The organism is Nocardioides sp. (genome assembly GCF_030150155.1).
Classification (GTDB): domain Bacteria; phylum Actinomycetota; class Actinomycetes; order Propionibacteriales; family Nocardioidaceae; genus Nocardioides.
This window is the reverse complement of sequence record NZ_JASLGR010000061.1, coordinates 17,647-37,552: the sequence shown is the minus strand read 5'-3', so window position 1 is coordinate 37,552 and position 19,906 is coordinate 17,647. Positions and strand designations below refer to the sequence as shown.

Sequence of the window (19,906 nt, the reverse complement as noted above, 5' to 3'; positions counted from 1 at the left end):
ACTTGGGGAAACTCACGTGCGGTCGTGCGTGAACTTGGGGAAACTAACGCCGCTGACCGTTACTTTCCCCAAGTTCACCGGGTGTCGGTGGCGGCTGATAGACCTGTGACATGACCTCGCTTCGTGAACGCGCCGAGCAGCACCTGGCCGCCCTCGTCGGGCGGCCCGACGCCACGTTGCGGGAGGACCAGTGGACGGCGATCGCGGCGCTGGTCGAGGACAAGCGGCGCGCCCTGGTCGTGGAGAAGACGGGCTGGGGCAAGTCGGCGGTCTACTTCGTGGCGACCTTGCTGCTGCGCGAGGCAGGGGCCGGACCGACGGTGATCGTCAGTCCGCTGCTGGCCCTGATGCGCAACCAGATCGCCGCCGCCGAGCGGGCGGGCATCCGGGCTGCGACGATCAACTCGACCAACATCGAGGACTGGTCGGCCACCGAGGCCGCCATCCACCACGGCGAGATCGACGTGCTCCTGGTCAGCCCCGAGCGGCTCAACAACCCCGGCTTCCGCGATGCGGTGCTGCCCCGACTCGCGGCCGAGTGCGGCCTGCTGGTGGTCGATGAGGCGCACTGCATCTCGGACTGGGGCCACGACTTCCGACCCGACTACCGCCGGATCCGCACCCTGCTGGACGACCTGCCGACCGGGATCCCGGTGCTCGCCACCACCGCCACGGCCAACGCCCGCGTCACCGCCGACGTCGCCGAGCAGCTGGGCCGCGACGTCCTGGTGCTGCGCGGCTCGCTCGACCGCGACACGCTGCGGCTCGGCGTGGTGCGGTTCCCCACGATGCCGCAGCGGCTGGCCTGGCTCGCCGACCACCTCGCCGAGCAGCCGGGCTCCGGCATCGTCTACTGCCTCACCGTGGCCGCGACCCAGGAGGTGGCTGACTATCTCCGGTCGCGGGGCCATCATGTGGCGGCGTACTCGGGGAGGACGGAGACGGCTGAACGCCAGGCGCTGGAAGAGGCGCTGGCCACCGGGCAGGTCAAGGCGCTGATCGCGACCAGCGCGCTCGGGATGGGGTTCGACGCGCCGCTCGGCTTCGTGGTCAACCTCGGGGCGCCGTCCTCGCCGGTGTCGTACTACCAGCAGATCGGTCGTGCCGGCCGCGGCATCACCGGTCCGGCCTCGGTGGTCCTGCTGCCCGGTGTCGAGGACCGCGACATCTGGGCGTACTTCGCCTCCCTCGCCTTCCCCCGCGAGGAGCTCGTCCGCCAGACCTTGGAGGCGCTCACCCAGGCGGGCCGACCGCTGAGCACGCAGGCACTGGAGACGTACGTCGAGCTCAACCGCACCCGCCTGGAGACCATGCTCAAGGTGCTCGACGTCGACGGTGCGGTGCAGCGGGTCCAAGGGGGCTGGGTCGCGACCGGTCAGCCGTGGGCCTACGACGCCGAGCGCTATGCCCGAGTGGCGGAGTCACGGGCGCGGGAGCAGCGCGCGATGCTCGACTACATCGCCACGTCGGACTGCCGGATGCACTACCTGCGTGACCAGCTCGACGACCCCGACCTCGCGCTGCCGGGTGCCGACCACTGTGGTCGGTGCGACAACTGCGGCGGTCTGGTGCTGGAGGCCCGGGTCTCCGACGAGGCGCTGGAGGCCGCCGACGAGCGGCTGAGCCGCCCCGGCGTCGTGATCGAGCCGAAGAAGATGTGGCCCACCGGCCTGGACCGGCTCGGGATCGCGCTCAAGGGCAAGCTCCCCACCCCGCCGTCCGAGGGCCGCGCGCTGGCCCGGCTCACCGACCTCGGCTACGGCACCGCCCTGCGGGAGCTCTTCGCCGAGTCGACCCCCGACGGCCCGGTGCCGGTCCCGCTAGTGCGGGCCGTGATCGAGGTGCTGGGCGAGTGGCGCCCGGGCGTCGACGGGATCGTGTACGTCGAGTCGATCCGGCACCGCCAGCTCGTCGCCGACCTGGCCCAGGGTCTCTCGCGCTACCTGCGGGTGCCGATCCTGGGGACCTTCGCCCTCGCCGACCCGTCGGTCGAGCCGGGCCAGGGTGCGATGAACTCCGCCCAACGCGTCGCCGCCGTCGGCCGCCGCAGCACCCTGTCCGCCGAGGTCCCGCCCGGCGCCCGGGTCCTGCTCGTCGACGACCTGGTCGTCACCGGCTGGACCCTCACCCTCGCGGCCAAGGCCCTGGCCGAGGCCGGGGCAGGCGAGGTCAGCCCGCTGGCCCTGGCAGTCTCCGCCTAGCCGACTTCCGGCTTCACCACCGTCGAGATCCAGGTTCGCCACGCCCAGATCCGGGTTCAGCACCGTCGAGATCCGGGTTCACCACCGCCCAGATCCGGGTTCGCCACGCGCGAGTTCCGGGTTCGCCACCGCCCACTTCCGGGTTGCTCACACGGTCGTACGTCGGGCCGCAGGCCGATCCCGTTCTAGTGCCCGATCCAGGGGACACGCCGAGGCTCTCGGCGTGTTGCGGCCCGAGCACGCACGAACGGACCTGCTGGTGGCAAACCCGGAACTCGAAGGTGGTGAACCCGGATCTCGACGGTGGTGAACCCGGATCTGGGCGGTGGTGAACCCGGATCTGGGCGGTGGTGAACCCGGATCTGGGCGGTGGTGAACCCGGATCTCGACGGTGGTGAACCCGGATCTCGGCGGTGGTGAACCCGGAAGTCGGGGAAGGACGACGCCCCGCCCGGAGAACCGGGCGGGGCGTCGTACGGGTGCGTCCTGACGAGCAGGATCAGTGCATCATCACCGGCTGGTCGCCCGTCTTCTCCGCCGCGTGACGCGGGAGGAAGAAGGCGGGGATCAGGCAGCAGGCAGCGAGCACGGCGGCAACGATGAAGACGTTGCCGAAGACGCCGCCCATCTCGTCGGGGGCACCGGCGAGCAGCGAGGGCAGCTTGTCGGCGCTGACCCCGAACTTCTGCAGCACGCTGGCGAGCAGGCTCTGGTCGTTGCCGGCCTGGTCGACGGCCGAGGCCAGCTTCAGGGTGCTGTTGCCGGTCAGGCCGTTGGTGAGCAGCACCGTGAAGACGGCGGTGCCGATCGAGCCGGCGACCTGCTGGTTGATGTTCATCAGCGTCGAGCCGCGCGCGATGGTGTGGTCACGCAGCGTGGCCAGACCGGCGGAGAACGTCGGCATCATCGTCATACCCATGCCCAGGCCCTGGACGAAGAGCGCGCCCAGCAGGTACGGGTAGCTGGTGTGACCGTCCAGCGGTGCCCACATCGCGAAGCTGATCACGATCAGCACGATGCCGCTCATCACGATCTTGCCGGGGCCGATCTTGTCGGCCAGGACACCGGCGATCGGCATGGTCACCATCGCACCGATGCCCTGGGGGATCAGCAGCACACCGGCGGCCAGGGCGGTCTCGCCACGGACCTGCTGGAAGTAGAGCGGGATCAGCAGGCTGCAGCCGAAGAACGCCATGCAGAACAGCGCCATCGTGACGACGGAGACGGTGAGGTCCTTGTTCTTGAACAGGCGCAGGTCGACCAGCGGCTCCGGGTTCCGCTTGGACAGTGCCCAGAAGACGAACGCGACGATCAGCACGACACCGGCGATGGCGGTGATCATGACCTTGGCGGCCCAGAAGGTGCCCTCCTCGGGGACGGAGGAGACGCCGTACAGCAGCAGCGCGAGGCCGGGGGAGAGCAGCACCATGCCGAGGAGGTCGAACCGCTCGGTGGCCTGCGGCTTGTCCTGGGGCAGGGCGAGCAGGGCGTAGATGAACGCCGCGATACCGATCGGGACGTTGATCAGGAAGATCCAGTGCCAGCTGGCCTTGTCGATCAGCAGGCCGCCGAGGATGGGGCCACAGATCGGGCCGAGCAGCATCGGGATGCCGAGGACGGCCATCACGCGACCGACCCGGTCCGGACCGGCGGCTCGGGTGAGGATGGTCATGCCGATCGGCATCAGCATGCCGCCGCCGAAGCCCTGGACGACGCGCCAGAGCACGAGCATCTCGAGGTTGGAGGCGGTCGCACACATCGCCGATCCGACGGCGAAGAAGACGATCGCGGCGAGGTAGAGCCGCTTCGTGCCGAACCGTTCGGCGGCCCAGCCGGTGGCGGGGATGACGGCGGCAAGGGCCAGCGTGTAGCCGGTCATGGTCCAGGCCACCTGGGCGGCGCTGGCGTGGAAGGTCGACTGGAAGGTGGTCAGTGCCACCGAGACGACGGTGATGTCGAGGATCGACATGATGGAGCCGACGACGACCACGCCAGCGATGATCAGGACGCGTGCGTCGAGCTTGTCCGAGTGGGGTGCGCCCGTTGGCGCCTCAGGCTGCTGTGCCTGTGCTAGATCTTCAGTCACCGGCCCACCGTAGTTGCCTGTGGCAACTATCCCAACTCAGGGAGGAATGACTGAGCGCCTGTTGTAACCGAGGTCACAACGGGCGCTCGTCACGGTGGGGGATCAGCCCTGAACGCTGGCGATCGCGTCGAGGACCTCGGCGGCCTCCGGGTCGGTGCGCGGGCCGAACCGCTTCACCACGGCGCCGTCACCGGAGATCAGGAACTTCTCGAAGTTCCACGTGATGTCGCCGGCCTCGCCGCTGGCCTCCTCGGCGGTCTGGGTGAGCTCGGTGTAGATCGGGTGCCGGCCCTCGCCGTTGACCTCGATCTTCTCCGTCAGCGGGAAGGTGACGCCGTACGTCGTGGAGCAGAACTCCTGGATCTCCTCGGGCGACCCCGGCTCCTGGCCCATGAACTGGTTGCACGGGAAGCCGATCACGGCGAGGCCGGGGTTGGCCTCGGCGATCCGCTCCAGGCCTTCGTACTGCGGGGTGAGACCGCACTTGGAGGCGACGTTGACCAGGAGGGCGGGGCGACCGCCGGTGAGGGTGCCGAGCGTGGTCGGCGTACCGTCCAGCGTGGCGATCGAGGCGTCGAGGATGCTCATGGTCCGAGCCTACGCGGGGGCCGGGATTGTCGGTGTCGAACGTTAGGTTCTACCGGTGAGCTTCCTCCCGTTGACCGGCCCGGCGACGCTGAGCGTCGCGGACCGACCGCGGGACGGCCAGGTCACCTTCAGCGACGAGCGCCGCTCGGTGCCGCTGCCGATCGTCTCGGCGATCCCGGTGCTGACCAAGGCGATGGCCAACGAGGCGGTGCACCCCTCGGTCGGCCTGCTCGGCGCTGCCGCGCTGTTCGCGATGAAGCTGATCGCGGAGGGGAAGTTCGAGGAGGCGACGGTCGCCGAGGAGATCGTCTGGGCCCCGGTCGTGCAGGGCGCCGACATGGAGCGTCTCCGCCTGCTCGCCGAGTTCCGGACGTACGCCGACACGGACCGTGAGGCAGCCGAGGCGATCGCCTGGTCGATGATCGCGGCGACGGTCGACGCGATGCACTCGGGCACCACCAGCGCCCGGGCAGCCGGTGCCGGACGTGCCACCGGCCCCGGACGGGGTGCCTCGGCGGCCTCGCGCCGGATGCGGGAGCGTGCCGGGAAGGCGGCCCGGCTGGCCGACGGCGGCGGCTCGATCGCGGACCGGCTACGCGGTCGGATCCTCCCCGACGACGCGCCGGGTGCCCCGGAGCGGATCGCGATCTCGCTGCGGGTGGAGGCCGACGAGGAGTCGCTGGTCGAGGGCGTGGTGCGGCTCGTCCTCCAGGTCCACGACGCCGCCAACCCGCTCCACCTCGCCGACGGCTGGGTGCTGTGGCGCGACGACCCGCGGCTGCACGGCTTCGGACCGCGCACCACCGCGGACATGGCGCTGCGGCTGGGCGAGGCGGCTCGGGCGTGGCCGCCGCTGGAGCGGATGCGTCGCCAGGCCTCGCCGACCGAGCTGATCCTGGAGAGCGACGACGTCGGCTCCCTGCTGGGCGAGGGGGTCGCGGCCCTCAAGGCGATCGGCGTGGACGTGATGTGGCCGCGCTCGCTGGGCCGGGAGCTGACCGCCCGCACGGTGCTCGACACCGCCGATCGTCAGCTGGGCGAGGGCGAGGAGCGGGTCACCCGCGAGGAGGCGCTCAAGACCGGACTGTTCGCGATGGAGGACCTGTTCGCGTTCCGCTGGGAGCTGGCGCTGGGCGAGGAGGCGCTGAGCGAGGAGGAGATGGACGAGCTGGCCAACGCGGCGAGCCCGATCCTCAAGCTGCGCGGCTCGTGGACGATCGTCGATCCCTCGATCGCCCGCAAGGCCCGCAAACGGATCCTGCGTGCCGCCACCCCGGCCGAGGCGATCGGGATCGCGCTGGCCGGCTCGGCCCGGATCGTCGACCTGGACGCCGCCGAGACGTCGGCCACGCCGGTCATCGTGGGAGCCAGCCTGGAGCGGCTGCGCGACATCGTCGCCTCGGTCGGCCAGGGCGAGCCGACCCCGGTCCCGCCGGCCCTGAGCGCCACGCTGCGCGACTATCAGCGCCAGGGGCTGAGCTGGCTCGCCGACCTGACCGCGCTCGGTCTCGGCGGCTGTCTGGCCGACGACATGGGGCTGGGCAAGACGATCACCCTGATCTCGGTGCACCTGCACCGGGCGGCGCTGGCCGCGCAGGCGGGCACCCCGATGCGGACCCTGGTGGTCTGCCCGACCAGTCTGATGGGCAACTGGGAGGCCGAGCTGCGCCGCTTCGCCCCCGACGTCGCGGTCACGCGCTTCCACGGTCCCGACCGCGATCTGGCCGACCCGAGCGTGGTCGAGCCGCCCGCGGCGGGCAGCGTCGTGCTGACGACGTACGGCACGATGCGGCGCGACGCCCGGCTGCTCGCCACCCAGGGCTGGGACCTGGTGGTGGCCGATGAGGCCCAGCACCTGAAGAACCCGGCCTCCTCCACGGCTCGCGCCATCCGGCTGATCCCGGCGACGGCCCGGGTGGCCCTGACCGGCACGCCGGTGGAGAACGACCTCTCGGAGCTGTGGGCGATCCTGGACTGGTGCGTGCCGGGCCTGCTCGGCTCGCGCAAGGCGTTCCGCAAGGCCTGGGCGGCGCCGATCGAGGCCGGTGTCCAGGTGGCGGCGCGTCAGTTCGCCGACCTGATCGCGCCGTTCCTGCTGCGCCGGCGCAAGACCGACCCGGGGATCGCCCCCGAGCTGCCGCCCAAGACCGAGACCGATCACGTGCTCAGCCTGACCAAGGAGCAGACGGTGCTCTACGAGGCGTACGTGCGCGACACGATGGAGCGGATCGAGCGGCTGCCCGGCGACGACCCGCTGCGCCGCGGCCTGATCCTGATGATGCTCACCGGCCTCAAGCAGATCTGCAACCACCCCGCGCAGTTCCTCAAACAGACTCAGGGCAAGGTCTCGGGGCGGAGCCAGAAGCTCGATCTCCTCGACGAGGTGATCGAGACGGCGGTGGCCGAGGGAGGCGCCGTCCTCGTCTTCACCCAGTACGTCGCGATGGCGAGGCTCCTCGAAGCGCACTGGGAGGCGACCGGGATCAGCCACCAGTTCCTGCACGGCGGCACCCCGGTAGCGGCCCGCGAGGCGATGGTGGAGCGGTTCCAGGCGGGGGAGGTGCCGGTCTTCCTGCTCTCGCTGCAGGCCGGCGGCACCGGCCTCAACCTCACCGCCGCCGACCACGTCGTGCACGTGGACCGCTGGTGGAATCCCGCGGTCGAGGACCAGGCCTCGGACCGGGCCTGGCGGATCGGGCAGACCAAGCCGGTTCAGGTGCACCGCCTGATCATGCGCGGCACCCTGGAGGAGCGGATCGCGCTGCTGCTGGAGCACAAGCGCGCCCTGGCTGAGGCGGTCCTGGGCAACGGCGACGCGGCCCTGACCGAGCTGAGCAACGAGGAGCTGCGCTCGCTGGTCACCCTGGACCGGGAGCGGGCCGGAGGGCCGTCGCGCACCTGGCGCTGACCGGGTGCTGACATGGCGCTGACATGGCGCTGACGTGGCGTCGGTCTCGTTGACAGCCGGTGTTGGCTCACTGTTGAGGAGTTGCACAGGTGCCGGGGCAAGGATGGAGCACGTGGCACAGAAGGTCTATCTCCATGTCGGTGCTCCCAAGACCGGGACGACGTACCTCCAGGACCGGCTGCTGCGCAACCGGGCGTCGCTGGCTCAGCACGGCGTGAAGTACCCGGTCGGTCTGCGGCCCACGATGTTCCTCGCCGCCGTGGACCTGACCGCGATCAAGTGGCCCGGCTTCCACGAGAAGGCCCACGGCGAGTGGAGGGCGCTGGTACGCCGGATCCGCGCCGCCCGGGGCACCGTCGTGGTCAGCCACGAGGTCTTCGCCGTCGCCACCCCGGACCAGATCGAGCGGGCGCTGGCCGACCTGGACGGTCTGGAGGTGCACGTCGTCTTCACCACCCGGGAGCCGGGCCGGCTGCTCGCCGCGGACTGGCAGGAAGGGCTCAAGACCTACAACGCCCGCCCGTTTCGGCGGCACCTGGAGCGGATCGTCGACCAGGACCCGATGACCTCCCGGCGCTGGTTCTGGCGCGCTCAGCACCTGCCGCGGGCACTGGCGCAGTGGAGTGCGGCGCTGCCACCCGAGCGGGTCCACCTGGTCACCGTGCCGTCGGGGAACCGGGCGGCGCTGTGGCCGCGGTTCTGCGAGGCGATCGGGATCGACCCGGCCTGGGCGCCGGTGGAGGCGAGGAGGCCAACCAGTCCCTGGGCGTGATCGAGGCCCAGGCGCTGCGCAAGCTCAACGCGGGCCTGATCCGGGCCGGGGTGAGCACCGAGGAGCATCGTGACATCGTCTACCACCGGCTGGTGCCGCAGATGCTGGCCGGCCAGGCCGCCCGCGGGGAGCGGGGCCGTCCGCTGCCGATCGTGGTGCCGCCGGATCTGGACGGGTGGATCGCCGACCTCGCGCAGGTCTGGATCGACTGGGTCACCGCGGCCGGGATCCACGTCGTCGGTGACCTCGACGATCTGCGGGCACGGCCCCGCACCGGGGAGTGGATCGACCCCGACCTGCCGCGTCCACGCCGGGTGATGCGGCTGACCAACGCGATGCTGGTGGCGGCCGTCGCCGAGGCGGCCGGCCGCCGTTCGGACGAGCAGCGCCTGCCGGCCCGCGCCCGGCGGGCCGTACGTCGGGTCGCCGACCGCTTCCGCCCCGCGGACTGAGCCGAGTGGTCGCGTCCTAGCGGCGACGCCAGGGCAGCGCGTTGAGCGCCTTCTCCTTGAGCCGGTACGCCGTCGCGACGCCCGACTGCCCCGAGAGGATGTCGCGGCGCAGCCCGTTCTCGACGTCGACGAAACGCTGATCGATGAACTTGGTCAGGTACAGCACCAGGCCGAGCCCGTGCTCGCCGACGTACTGCCGCAGGGCGGCGTCGCGGACCAGGGCGTCGTACTTCTCGTGCGCGTTGACCGAGCCGATCACCGAGTTGCCGTCGGCGCCGGCGGCCGCGGGACGCTGGTGCCAGAAGGCCAGCGGCTCCCCGTCGAGCCAGGTCAGCGCCCAGCGGGACATGATCTTGAGGTTGAAGTCCCAGTCGCCGACGACCTCGAGCGACTCGTTGTAGAGCCCGATCTCGTCGTGCAGCGCACGGCGGTACAGGAAGCCGATCGGCACGAACCGGTTGAACAGCAGGGTCGGGCCGAGCAGCGGGTCGGGCAGGCTCTCCTGGAAGACCTCGCGGCCCGTCTCGACCAGCTCGGAGGTGCCGTCGGGACGCTCGCGGCGCTCCTCCCAGACGATCTCGCACTTGCTCACCACGCCGGGCGCCAGCGGGTGCGCCTCCAGGTAGGCCACCGAGGTCTCCAGGAAGGTGGGCGCCCAGGTGTCGTCGTCGTCGTGCAGGACGAGGTACGTCGTCTCGCCCGCCCTCACCCCGGCGTTGGCGCTGGGCCAGCGACCCAGGGAGGTGGGGTGGTCGATGATCGTGAACTTCGCCCGGTCGGTGGGGGACAGCGCGTCGACCAGTGCCACGACGTCGGCGGGACGGCCACCGTCGTTGACGATGAACGCCTCCCAGTCGGCGTACGTCTGGGCGGTGATGCTCCGCAGTGCCCGCTCCAGGAATTGGGGGCGGTCCTTGGTGCGGATGATGATCCCGACGGAAGCCATGAGCGCGATCCTAATGTCCCCAAACGGGGACATTGCTGTTCACGGGCTGATCACGCGCTGATCCCGACGACCGCCGTCAACCTGGCTCACAGGAGGGGACTCAGGTCCGGGCTCTACCCTGAGGGTCATGGCCTCACGGGTGCTGCTCCATGTCGGGACGCCGAAGACGGCGACCACCTTCTTCCAGGACGTGCTGTTCCGGCACCGTGACCTGCTGGCTACGCACGGGATCGGCTACCCGGGGGAGCACTTCGACTCCCAGTTCCGAGCCGCCCTCGACCTGCTGCGCCGGGAGTGGGGCGGCCTGGAGAACGAGGTCGTCGGCGAGTGGGACGCGCTGGCCGCCGAGGTCCGGGCCACGCCCGGCACGGTGATCCTCAGCAACGAGATCCTGGCCGGCGCCACCGCCGAGCAGGCGGCCCGGGCACTGGCCTCCTTCGGTGAGGCCGAGGTCCACCTGGTGCTGACCGTGCGCGACCTGTTCCGCCAGATCCCTGCGGAGTGGCAGGAGACCGTCAAGCACTTCGGCACCGAGTCCTACGCCGACTTCATCGCCGCGATCACCGCCCGCGAGGGGCGCAGCGCGGAGCTGTTCTGGGGCGTCCAGGACCTGCCCGCGATCCTGGCCCGGTGGGGTGCCGGGGACGGCGTACTGCCGGCGGATCGGGTGCACCTGGTGACGGTGCCGCCGCGTGGCACCGACCGCAGTGTGGTGTGGCAGCGGCTGTCCGAGGTCTTCGGCCTCACCGATCTGCCGATCGAGGTGACCGCCGAACGGTCGAACGAGTCCCTGGGCGCCAACGCCACCACGTTCGTACGGGGGCTCAACGAGGTGGTGCCGGAGTTCCTGTCCAAGGACGAGTACCGCTGGCTGGTGATGGAGGTGCTGGCCCACCGGACCCTGGGACCGCGCCGGTCCAAGCGCCGGATCACCGTCCCTCCGGCCGCGTGCGACTGGGTGGAGCAGGTGGCCTCGCAGTGGGTCGAGGAGATCGCGGCGCGCGGCTACCGGGTGACCGGCGACCTCGACGAGCTGCGCGGCGAGCGGCCCACCGAGTTCACCGACCCCGACCAGCCCGACCCGGAGCGGATCGCCTCGATCGGGACCGACGCCACCGTGGCCCTGCTCGCCGAGGCAGGACGGCTGATGCGTGAGCGTGAGGCCCTGGTGAGCGACGTCGACGCACTGCGGACCGAGGTCGAGGAGCTGCGTCAGATCGCCGGGCTGCGCAACGCCGCCCGGAGCCGGCTGGAGTCCTCCGGCGCGGGCAAGCGGGCCCTGGAGACCTACCGGCGCTTGCGCGGCAGCAGCTCGCGGCGCGCGTAGCGCCCGACCTGGTACGTCTCCCAGCCGTCCACCGAGCCGCCGACCACGCCGCCGACGACCGGGGTGCGCTTGGCGACCGTCGTGGCCAGCCGCTTGCCGGCCACCCGGGTGAGCATCTCCCCGGCGACCTCCGCCGAGATCAGGGTGTCCAGCGACGGGTCGTGCACCGGGGCGGTCGCGATCGCCATCGGGGTGCTCGGCAGCTTCCGCTTGGCGACCTTGGAGTCGACCGTGGACTCGCCCAGCATGATCATCAGGATCGCGTCCCGGACCCGCGGGTCGTCCAGGTCGTAGCCGCGCAGGTGCGCGATCGCCGCGATCATCCGGCACTGCACCACGGCCAGGCCGGTGATGTTGGCCGGGACGGTGACCACCGCGGTGACCAGGCCGCCGATGTTGGTCGCGAAGCCCTCGGTGCCCGCGTAGGCGACGTGCTTGCGGATCAGCGCCTTGACCGCCTTCTCCACGCTGCCGTGCTTGGCGAGCTCCTTCTCCGCGGTCTTGGCGGCGCCGGGCAGCGGCCCGATGCCGACGATGGCCCGGTGGAGAGCCTGTCCGATGAAGGAGCTGGTCAGCCCGGGAGCGAGCTCGATCATCTTGGGAGCCAGCGACGTGCTGACAGCGGCGACGGCCTTCTTCGTGGTGCTCTTCACCTCTTCACCCTAGGCGAGGGTCCCAGGCCCGGGTGGCGACGCGCAGGCAACGCGCGGCCCCGGCCGGTCGGCGGGTACGTTCTGAGGGTGCCTGTCGAGCCTGAGCCGTCCTCCTGGGACTTCGTGAGCCCTGACGACGACAGGCTCGACGACCTGGTCGCGATCGGCGCCGACCTGGCCCCGGGCACGCTGGTGGCGGCGTACCGGCGCGGGCTCTTCCCGATGCCGGGCGAGCTGCCCGGCGACCCGGTGCACTGGTTCTCCCCGGTGCACCGCGGCATCCTGCCGCTGGCTCCGGCCGGGCTGGAGGGCACCGGCGAGGGCGGGCTGCGGGTGCCGCGCTCGCTGCGCAAGTCCGCCAAGCACTTCGAGATCCGGGTCGACACCGCCTTCGACGAGGTGGTGCTCGCCTGCGCGGACCCCGGTCGCGACGGCGGCTGGATCGACCGCTCGATCCAGCGCGCGTACGGCGACCTGCACCGGCTCGGCTGGGCGCACTCGATCGAGGCCTGGACGCTCGACGGTCGACTGGCCGGCGGGCTCTACGGCGTCTCGATCGGGGGTCTGTTCGCGGGGGAGTCGATGTTCCACCGGGAGCGCGACGCCTCCAAGGTCGCCCTGATCGGTCTGGTCGACCTGCTCACCGCCGACGGCGTCACGGGACGGCTGCTGGACGTGCAGTGGCAGACCGACCACCTCGCCACGCTGGGCGTGATCGAGGTGCCGCGTCGTGACTACCTGCGTCGGCTCGGCCGGGCGCTGGAGCTGCCGGCCCCGGCCTGGCCCTGAGGTCGGTCCTGCGGGTCAGACGACCTGCGGGGTGCCGCCGTTCTCGCTCACCATCGGCCGCCCGGCAGCGGCCCAGTCCAGCATCCCGCCGTCGAGGTTGACCACCTCGTAGCCGTTGGCCGCCAGCCACATCGTCGCCTGCGCGCTGCGCCCGCCGACCTTGCAGACCACCAGGATCTGCCCGTCGGGCAGGTCGGCGGTGCGGACCGGGACGGTGGACAGCGGGATGTGGGTCGCACCCTCGATGTGGCCGTTGACCCACTCCATCTCCTCGCGCACGTCGAGGACGGCCAGGCCCTCGGGCAGCGGGTTGGGCAGCTGGTCGATCGTGATGGTGGGGATGCTCACGGGGTCAGTCTATTTCCTAGGCGTACGCCGTTGGCGTGGTGACCCCGTGATCGGTGTAGTGCCACCGTCACCAGGTGACGGTGGCACTACACCGATCGGCGGCGCGGGGCCTCGCGGCGTCCTAGGTCGTGCTCAGGTGGTCGGCGATCGAGACCACCAGGCCGCCCAGCATGAACGCGAGCAGCACCGCGACCAGGGCGGTGGTGGAGAACGACGGGATCCGCGCTCGGAAGCCGTCCGCGGCGCCCTCCATGCCGTGGTAGCGGTGGGTCAGGGCGTGGCCCTGGCCCCGGGCCAGCAGGATCCGGTTGACCGGGAAGGCCGCGACGAACGCGACGGCGAGCGAGATCGCCATGCTGATCCAGAACGTCGGATTCACCAGGCCTGCGTTCATCGCCCCCGGGATGACCGCCATCACGAGGTTGTCGACCACCTCCATCGTGGCGATCGACAAGGTGTCGGCGGCGACCACCACCGACAGCGTCGCCGCCACCGTCAGCCCCGCCTTGAGCAGCGGCAGCGAGGAGAGCGAGAAGCCGAAGACGAACGCCAGCGCCGTCGAGATCACGATCGTGCCGACGTTGCCGATGCCCGCCGCGGTACCGATGATCAGGCCCGCGATCTCTCCGATCGCGCAGCCGGTGAGGCAGTGCAGTGTCGCGGCTACGGCCATCGAGGTGAGGGCGCCGGGGTCGTCGTGCGTCCCGTGCGTCCCGTGCATCTCGTGCCCGCTGTGGTCAGCGTGCGTCTCGTGCCTGGTGTGCTCGGTGTGCTCGTCCATTGGTCCTCCGATCGGGGATGGCGACCTGACGGGGCGGGGTCACCTCGCCGAGCCGCACTCCTCGACTATACCCCCTAGGGGTACCCGTTCCGGCGGCTCAGCGCAGCAGCTTCGACATCCGCCGGTCCGCCAGCGGCTTCCCGCCGGTCTGGCAGGTCGGGCAGTACTGCAACGACGAGTCGGCGAAGGAGACCTCGCGGACGGTGTCCCCGCAGCGCGGGCACGGCTGGCCGGTCTGGCCGTGCACCGCGAGGTGTGACTTCTTCTCCTTCTTGAGCTCGCTCGCCGCCAGGCCGGCCGAGCGCCCGACCGCGTCGCGCAGGGTGGTCTGGATGGCCTCCCAGAGCGCGGCGGCGTCGATCTGGTCGGCCGGCTTGTACGGCGAGAGCCGCGCCTCCCACAGGATCTCGTCGCTGTACGCGTTGCCGATCCCGGCGATCGTGCCCTGGTGGCGCAGCACGCCCTTGATCTGCTTCCTTCCGGCCTCGGCGAGGATCCCGGCCAGCACCTCGACGGTGAACTCCTGCCGCATCGGATCGGGGCCGAGTGAGGCCACCTGGGGGATCTCGAGCGGATCGCGCACCACCCAGATCGCCAGCGACTTCTTGGTGCCCGCCTCGGTGAGGTCCATCGCCTCGGCCTCACCGTCCACGTCGAGCACCATCCGGGCGGCGACAGGGGACTTCGCCGACGGCTTCGGCGGCAGCGCCGGGACCGAGTCGCGCCAGTGGATCCAGCCGGCGCGGGCCAGGTGGGTGACCAGGAAGAGCCCGCCGGCCGAGAAGGCGAGGAACTTCCCGCGGCGACGTACGTCGTCGACGAAGGCCCCGGTGAGAGCGCTCAGCGGCGGGTCGAAGGTCTTCAGCGCCGAGAACTGCGCCAGATGGATCGCAGTGATCGCGTGGCCGTCGAGGCGACGTCGAAGATCGAGGGCGAGCGCTTCGACCTCGGGCAGTTCCGGCATGCCGCCAGACTATGTCTCGATCCCCCGATTCGTCCGCTGCTGCGCGACACCCCACGGGCGCGCTGGCGTCGTTGTCGCACCTCGACGGCCGTCCCGCCTTCGGCACTCCGCCTCGCCATCACACCCGTGGGATGCCGCTCGCAACGCGGAGAATCGGGGGATCGAGACCATGCGCACGAACGGGGCGCAACAATGGAGTCATGAGACCCCAGGTGGTCGCCCATCGCGGCGCCAGCGCCACGGTCGCCGAACACACGCTGGGGGCGTATCTGGCAGCGCTCGACGCCGGGGCCGAGGGCCTCGAGTGCGACGTCCGCCTCACCGCCGACGGGCACCTGGTCTGTGTGCACGACCGCAAGATCCGCCGTACGACGGGCAGGCACGGCACCGTGTCGGCGATGGAGCTCGCCGATCTGGCCGAGCTCGACTTCGCGTCCTGGAAGAACCCGTGGACCGACCTCGACGACGAGGCTCCGATGCGCGACGAGGCGCTGGACCGGGTGCTGACGCTGCGGACGCTGCTGGAGACGGTGCGGGACTACACCGCACGCACCGGGCGCCGGGTCGAGCTGGCGATCGAGACCAAGCACCCGACCCGCTACGGCGGGCTGGTCGAGCGCACCCTGGCCGAGATGCTGGCCGAGTTCGGCTGGGACAAGGCCGGTGCACCGGTGCGGATCATGAGCTTCAGCTTCACCGCGCTGCAGCGGATGGAGCGGCTGACCCCGGAGCTGCGGCTGGTCCAGCTGATCGACCATCAGCGGAACTGGACGCTGCTGCAGAGCGCGATCGGCCCGAACTGGGTGGTGGGTCCCGGGATCGCCACCCTGACCAAGCATCCGAAGCTGGCGCGCAAGATCACGAAGGCGGGCCACGACCTGCACGTCTGGACGGTCAACACCGAGGAGGCCCTCGACCTGTGTCTGGCCGCCGGGGTGAAGGCAGTGATCACCGACAAGCCGGCCCAGATGTTCACCTGGCTCGACCAGCGGGGCCTGCTCTCAGACTGAGACCTCGCGCAGCAGCCAGGGCTGCAGCCGGGAGTACCCCTTCACCGACGTACGCCGCAGCCGGCGCAGCGAGTAGCCGCCCGAGAGCGACTCGGCGGCCTCGTCGTCCAGCACGACAGCACCCGGGCGCGCCACGGTGGTGAGCCGGGAGGCGAGGTTCACCGTCGGGCCGAAGACGTCGCCGAGGCGCGCCACCACGGGGCCGACGGCGAGACCGGCCCGGACCCGGGGGAACGGGTCGTCCTCGTCCTCGCCCTTGAGGGTCAGGTGCAGGGCCGACTCGGCGGCGGCGACCGGATCGTCGCTGACCAGCAGGACCGCGTCGCCGAGGGTCTTGATCACCCGACAGCCGTGGTCGATCGCCACGCCGGTGGCGGTGGCCTCGAACTCCTCGACCCAGGCGACCAGCTCCTCCTCGCTCAAGGCACGGGAGCGGGCGGTGTAACCGACGATGTCGACGAAGCAGACCGCCATCGTGGTGCTCTCGCCGCTGGAGATCTCCAGCACCCGACTGGCGGCACCGGCGAGGTGGCGGCGCCAGACGTAGGACTGGAGTGCCTCGACCCGGGGGATCGCGGTGACGGCGAGCTCGGCGGCCTCACTGAGCAGGTCGCCGGGGCGCTCCCGGGCGACGTCGGCGAGCAGGGCGGTCTCCCACTCCGCCAGGCGGGCGAAGGAGCGGCCCCAGGTGCGGACCAGGGCCGACTGCTCCTGCGGGGAGAGGATCCCCTGCCGGATCAGCTCCTTGGTGTGACGCAGCGCCTCGACGTCGGCGCTGCTGAACGCCTTCTCCTCCAGCTCCGGCTGGGGGAAGCCGAGCAGGCGCCACAGCTCGTCGGCGAGCGCGAGACTGACGCCCGCGGCGTCGGCGACCTGCTGACGCGTCAGGCTGGGAGGCTCCCCGAGCAGGACCTCTTCGACGAGCTGGGAGACCTGCTCCAGGTCGAGCTCGGGCTCCGTGCTCAGGACACCCTCTCGGCGGCGATCTTCTCCAGTGCCTGCCCGAAGGACGGCATCTCGACCGAGAGTCGCAGCAGCGCCTCGGGGGAGAGGTGGATCAGGTCGAGCGGGGTGAGCGCGACGATGGAGGCGTTGCGCAGCGCCCGGTTGAGGATCGCCGCCTCGCCCACGATGTCGCCGGGGCCGAGCTGCGCGACCTCGTCGCCGTCGCGGCGCACCGAGACCGTGCCGGTGAGGATGATGTACGCCTTGTCGGCCGGGGTGTCCTCCCAGATCGGGGACCAGCCCTCGGGCAGCGAGACGCGCGTGCCGGCCGCGCTGATCTTGGCGATCTCCTGGGGAGTGAACAGGGAGAAGAAGGAGTCGGACACAGGGCCCTCCGGTTGGTGTGACAGCAGTGACACGTACAACGACGGAGAATAGCCGGGGACATGGCCCGCGTGACCCCGATCGAAAAGTGAAATTTAACTCCGGCCGAATCTTGCGCTGCCTAGGGTGCTGCCATGTGCTCCCTTCTGCGAGCGCGGTTCGCCGCGCTCTTCTTCAGCGTCCCCGTGATCGCCCTGTGTCTCGCGGCCCTTCCGGCCGCGCACGCCGACGGCCCCGACGGCCTCGACCGCTCCGCTCCCGGAGCCTTGCTCGCCCGGTCCTCGTCCTACAACCCCTGGTACGGCTACCTCTGGCCCGCCTCCGGGCTGACCTGCTCCTACGCGCCCGCGTCGAGCTACTCCACCCCTCAGGCGACGTACGCCGTCACGGCACGTGACAACCGGCACACCGTGGTCCGGGTGAAGGCCGGCAGCGCTCGCGCCACGGAGGAGTACACCTTCGCCGAGGGCGATCGCCTGCGGCTGCAGGTGCGCAAGCTCTCCGCCAGCGGTGTCACGCTGCGGATGTCGGGCGGCATCCTGCTGCCGGCTCTTCGGGGGGTGAAGAACCGGCGCTCGGTGAAGAGCACGGTGGTGATCAAGGCGACGCTGCCGAAGTCCCAGGCCGCCCAGGTCAAGCCGTACCTGACCAGCGGCTCCACGGTGAACCTGCGGGTCACGTTCAAGGCCAAGGGCCAGGGCGTGCGGACCGTGCAGGGCTACCACGGCGCGTCGGTGAGGATCTCGGTCGCCTCGGTCAGGGCCACCAACGTGGTCTCCGCAGCGCAGAGCACCGTGGTGGACGCCGCGCGCCAGTACCTCGCTCCGATGACCGGCACCCAGGTCTACGCCGAGAGCTTCGGTCTGGTCTCGGTCGGGGGCGCCAAGGCCGACGGCAGCGACGGCCTGCTGCTCTCCGGCTGCCACTGAGCCGTGCGGGGTGCCTGCCCCGGATCGATGGGGATCCGCGGGCGGGCACCGGCCGCTCAGGCGTGCTCGGCCCGCCAGGGGTCGGCGGGATAGATGCCCAGCACCTTGATGTCGGTGGTGAAGAAGGTCAGCTCCTCCAGTGCCCGGGAGAGCTCCAGGTCCTCGGGGTGTCCGTCGACCTCGCAGAGGAACTGGGTCGCAGCGAACTCGCCGCTGACCATGTACGACTCCAGCTTGGTCATGTTGATCCCGTTGGTGGCGAAGCCGCCCAGCGCCTTGTAGAGCGCTGCGGGCAGGTTGCGCACCTTGAAGATGAAGCTGGTCACCACCGGACCGTTGCCGCGCGGCGGCACCACCGGGTCGGGTGCCAGCACGACGAAGCGGGTGGTGTTGTGGTCGGCGTCCTCGACGTCCTCGGCCAGCACGTCGAGCCCGTAGATCTCCGCCGCCATCGGCGGGGCCAGCGCGGCCATCGTCGGGTCGCCGGCCTCGCGCACCTCGCGGGCGGCACCGGCGGTGTCGCCGGAGATCACCGGGGTGAAGCCGTGCTCGCGGATGATCGTGCGGCACTGGCCCAGGGCGTGCACGTGCGAGTGCACGGTCTTGATCTGGTCGATGCCGGTGCCCGGCAGCGCCATCAGGTGGAACCGGATCCGGAGGAAGTGCTCGGCGATGATGTGCAGGCTGCTCGCCGGCAGGAACTGGTGGATGTCGGCGACCCGCCCGGCCAGGGAGTTGTCGATCGGGATCATCGCCAGCTGGCAGTCACCGGACTCGACCGCGGCGAAGACGTCCTCGAACGATGCGCACGGCACTGCCTCCCAGTCGGGGTAGTGCTGGGCGCACACGATGTGCGAGTTGGCGCCAGGCTCTCCCTGGTACGCGATGCGCTTGCCGGTCACCGCCTCAGTCTAGGGATCGCCCACCGGCCTGTGTCTGCGGGCGTACGCCGGCCACGGACCGCCCGACCAGAAGCCCGTATTTCCTGTGCGTCGGCTATGGATCCTTCGTAGGGTCTGCTCCGTGAATCGAATGGTGCGACGACTCTTCTCCGGCTCGACCGCGGCTCTTGCCCTCGGTGTCAGCCTGCTGGCCCCCACGACCGCTCAGGCCGAGAACGCCACGACGCCGGTGGCCGGCGCCCCGGCTGCACGCGCGGCCAAGGCGAACCCGTGGGCGGCGTACTTCTGGAAGGCGGGGATGGTCTGCACCTATGACGAGATCTACTCCGATGGCACCAGCTCGTCCCAGCTGGTGGTGAAGAAGCGCACCGCGAAGAAGGTCCGGGTGCACTGGGCCGGCAGCTCCAGCCAGGAGTGGTCGGCGGCCTCGGGTGGGAAGCTGGTCGAGGTCGAGCACCGGGTCCGCGACGCCACGACGACCGACAGCCGGGAGGTCTACCCGACCGTCGCCCAGGCGCGTGCGGGCCGTGGGTCGACGCCGCTGGTCACCACGCGTCGGGTGAGGTACTCGGCCAAGGAGGCCAAGGGGTTCCTCGTCTCGGGCCGCACCATGACCGTGACGGCGCGTTACCGGGTCACGGGCCTGGGGGAGAAGACGATCACCCTCCCCAGCGGTCAGGTCACCGCGATCGGGATCGGCATCCGACTGCGCTCGATCACCGTCACCAACGTGGTCAAGAGCGAGGTCGTCGGGGTGAAGGACTTCTACCGCGACCGGATCAAGGCGGTCGAGGGTGGAGAGTGGTGGAGCAAGGGCCTCGGCGTCGTGCAGTGGACCTCCAGGGCCGCGGGTGTCGGGGGGACCACCACCCAGCGCTCCTGCGCCTGATGCGCGTCTTTCGTACAGTGCTCCGGGTGAGT

General features: G+C 70.9%; 19 protein-coding genes. 9 read left to right on the top strand and 10 right to left on the bottom strand.

Annotated elements, in window-relative coordinates:
* Window positions 1-110 precede the first annotated feature (110 nt).
* Window positions 111-2,201 carry a DEAD/DEAH box helicase gene (locus Q1V88_RS18885; protein ID WP_300683392.1) on the top strand — a complete coding sequence of 697 codons (2,091 nt, stop codon included), beginning with the start codon at window positions 111-113 and terminating at the stop codon, window positions 2,199-2,201.
* A gap of 499 nt (window positions 2,202-2,700) precedes the next feature.
* Here the strand turns inward: Q1V88_RS18885 and Q1V88_RS18880 are convergent, their stop codons facing one another.
* Entirely contained in the window at window positions 2,701-4,287 is a 1,587-nt protein-coding gene (locus Q1V88_RS18880) for a DHA2 family efflux MFS transporter permease subunit (RefSeq protein WP_300683391.1), read from the bottom strand.
* A gap of 102 nt (window positions 4,288-4,389) precedes the next feature.
* A complete protein-coding gene (locus Q1V88_RS18875; protein ID WP_300683390.1) occupies window positions 4,390-4,875 on the bottom strand; it encodes a glutathione peroxidase in 486 nt (161 codons plus the stop codon).
* 55 nt (window positions 4,876-4,930) lie between these two features.
* On the opposite strand from Q1V88_RS18875, the gene Q1V88_RS18870 reads away from it, so the two are divergent.
* The 3 genes from Q1V88_RS18870 (at window position 4,931) to Q1V88_RS18860 (ending at window position 9,007) form a co-directional block, all read left to right on the top strand.
* Window positions 4,931-7,783, top strand: a complete 2,853-nt coding sequence (locus tag Q1V88_RS18870) for a DEAD/DEAH box helicase (RefSeq protein WP_300683389.1) — start codon at window positions 4,931-4,933, stop codon at window positions 7,781-7,783.
* A 112-nt stretch (window positions 7,784-7,895) separates the two neighbouring features.
* Entirely contained in the window at window positions 7,896-8,555 is a 660-nt protein-coding gene (locus Q1V88_RS18865) for a hypothetical protein (protein ID WP_300683388.1), read from the top strand.
* A complete protein-coding gene (locus Q1V88_RS18860; protein WP_300683386.1) occupies window positions 8,552-9,007 on the top strand; it encodes a hypothetical protein in 456 nt (151 codons plus the stop codon). Before Q1V88_RS18865 ends, Q1V88_RS18860 begins: the two co-directional genes overlap by 4 nt.
* A gap of 16 nt (window positions 9,008-9,023) precedes the next feature.
* Here Q1V88_RS18860 and Q1V88_RS18855 read toward each other — a convergent pair whose 3' ends face one another.
* Window positions 9,024-9,953, bottom strand: a complete 930-nt coding sequence (locus Q1V88_RS18855; RefSeq protein ID WP_300683384.1) for a glycosyltransferase family A protein — start codon at window positions 9,951-9,953, stop codon at window positions 9,024-9,026.
* A gap of 127 nt (window positions 9,954-10,080) precedes the next feature.
* On the opposite strand from Q1V88_RS18855, the gene Q1V88_RS18850 reads away from it, so the two are divergent.
* Window positions 10,081-11,280, top strand: a complete 1,200-nt coding sequence (locus Q1V88_RS18850; protein ID WP_300683381.1) for a hypothetical protein — start codon at window positions 10,081-10,083, stop codon at window positions 11,278-11,280.
* Here Q1V88_RS18850 and Q1V88_RS18845 read toward each other — a convergent pair.
* On the bottom strand, window positions 11,241-11,933 hold the full coding sequence (locus Q1V88_RS18845; RefSeq protein WP_300683378.1) for an EcsC family protein: 693 nt from the start codon (window positions 11,931-11,933) through the stop codon (window positions 11,241-11,243). The two genes, Q1V88_RS18850 and Q1V88_RS18845, sit on opposite strands and share 40 nt — an antisense overlap.
* 87 nt (window positions 11,934-12,020) lie before the next feature.
* Between Q1V88_RS18845 and aat the strand changes: the two genes are divergently transcribed.
* Entirely contained in the window at window positions 12,021-12,722 is a 702-nt protein-coding gene (aat, locus tag Q1V88_RS18840; protein ID WP_300683377.1) for a leucyl/phenylalanyl-tRNA--protein transferase, read from the top strand.
* Between the two features lie 15 nt (window positions 12,723-12,737).
* Here aat and Q1V88_RS18835 read toward each other — a convergent pair whose 3' ends face one another.
* From Q1V88_RS18835 to Q1V88_RS18825, 3 genes are all read right to left on the bottom strand, one after another.
* Entirely contained in the window at window positions 12,738-13,070 is a 333-nt protein-coding gene (locus tag Q1V88_RS18835; protein ID WP_300683374.1) for a rhodanese-like domain-containing protein, read from the bottom strand.
* Between the two features lie 121 nt (window positions 13,071-13,191).
* The gene (locus tag Q1V88_RS18830) at window positions 13,192-13,851 is read right to left on the bottom strand and encodes a DUF4396 domain-containing protein (RefSeq protein WP_300683372.1); all 660 of its coding nucleotides are present in this window, start codon (window positions 13,849-13,851) and stop codon (window positions 13,192-13,194) included.
* A 97-nt stretch (window positions 13,852-13,948) separates the two neighbouring features.
* Window positions 13,949-14,815 (bottom strand): DNA-formamidopyrimidine glycosylase family protein, encoded by an 867-nt coding sequence (locus Q1V88_RS18825; protein ID WP_300683370.1) that lies wholly within the window; start codon window positions 14,813-14,815, stop codon window positions 13,949-13,951.
* 200 nt (window positions 14,816-15,015) lie between these two features.
* Here Q1V88_RS18825 and Q1V88_RS18820 point away from each other — a divergent pair, with 200 nt between their 5' ends.
* The gene (locus Q1V88_RS18820) at window positions 15,016-15,825 is read left to right on the top strand and encodes a glycerophosphodiester phosphodiesterase family protein (protein ID WP_300683367.1); all 810 of its coding nucleotides are present in this window, start codon (window positions 15,016-15,018) and stop codon (window positions 15,823-15,825) included.
* Here the strand turns inward: Q1V88_RS18820 and Q1V88_RS18815 are convergent.
* Complete coding sequence (locus Q1V88_RS18815; protein WP_300683364.1) at window positions 15,817-16,332, bottom strand: adenylate/guanylate cyclase domain-containing protein; 516 nt, start codon at window positions 16,330-16,332, stop codon at window positions 15,817-15,819. The genes Q1V88_RS18820 and Q1V88_RS18815 overlap by 9 nt on opposite strands.
* Window positions 16,333-16,787: 455 nt before the next feature.
* On the bottom strand, window positions 16,788-17,156 hold the full coding sequence (locus Q1V88_RS18810) for a cyclic nucleotide-binding domain-containing protein (RefSeq protein WP_300683363.1): 369 nt from the start codon (window positions 17,154-17,156) through the stop codon (window positions 16,788-16,790).
* Window positions 17,157-17,288: 132 nt separating this feature from the next.
* Between Q1V88_RS18810 and Q1V88_RS18805 the strand changes: the two genes are divergently transcribed.
* On the top strand, window positions 17,289-18,083 hold the full coding sequence (locus Q1V88_RS18805) for a hypothetical protein (protein WP_300683361.1): 795 nt from the start codon (window positions 17,289-17,291) through the stop codon (window positions 18,081-18,083).
* A 56-nt stretch (window positions 18,084-18,139) separates the two neighbouring features.
* On the opposite strand, the gene Q1V88_RS18800 is transcribed toward Q1V88_RS18805, so the two are convergent.
* Window positions 18,140-18,985, bottom strand: a complete 846-nt coding sequence (locus Q1V88_RS18800; protein ID WP_300683358.1) for a prephenate dehydratase — start codon at window positions 18,983-18,985, stop codon at window positions 18,140-18,142.
* Between the two features lie 121 nt (window positions 18,986-19,106).
* Here Q1V88_RS18800 and Q1V88_RS18795 point away from each other — a divergent pair, with 121 nt between their 5' ends.
* Window positions 19,107-19,874 (top strand): hypothetical protein, encoded by a 768-nt coding sequence (locus Q1V88_RS18795; RefSeq protein WP_300683356.1) that lies wholly within the window; start codon window positions 19,107-19,109, stop codon window positions 19,872-19,874.
* The last annotated feature ends 32 nt before the right edge of the window (window positions 19,875-19,906 follow it).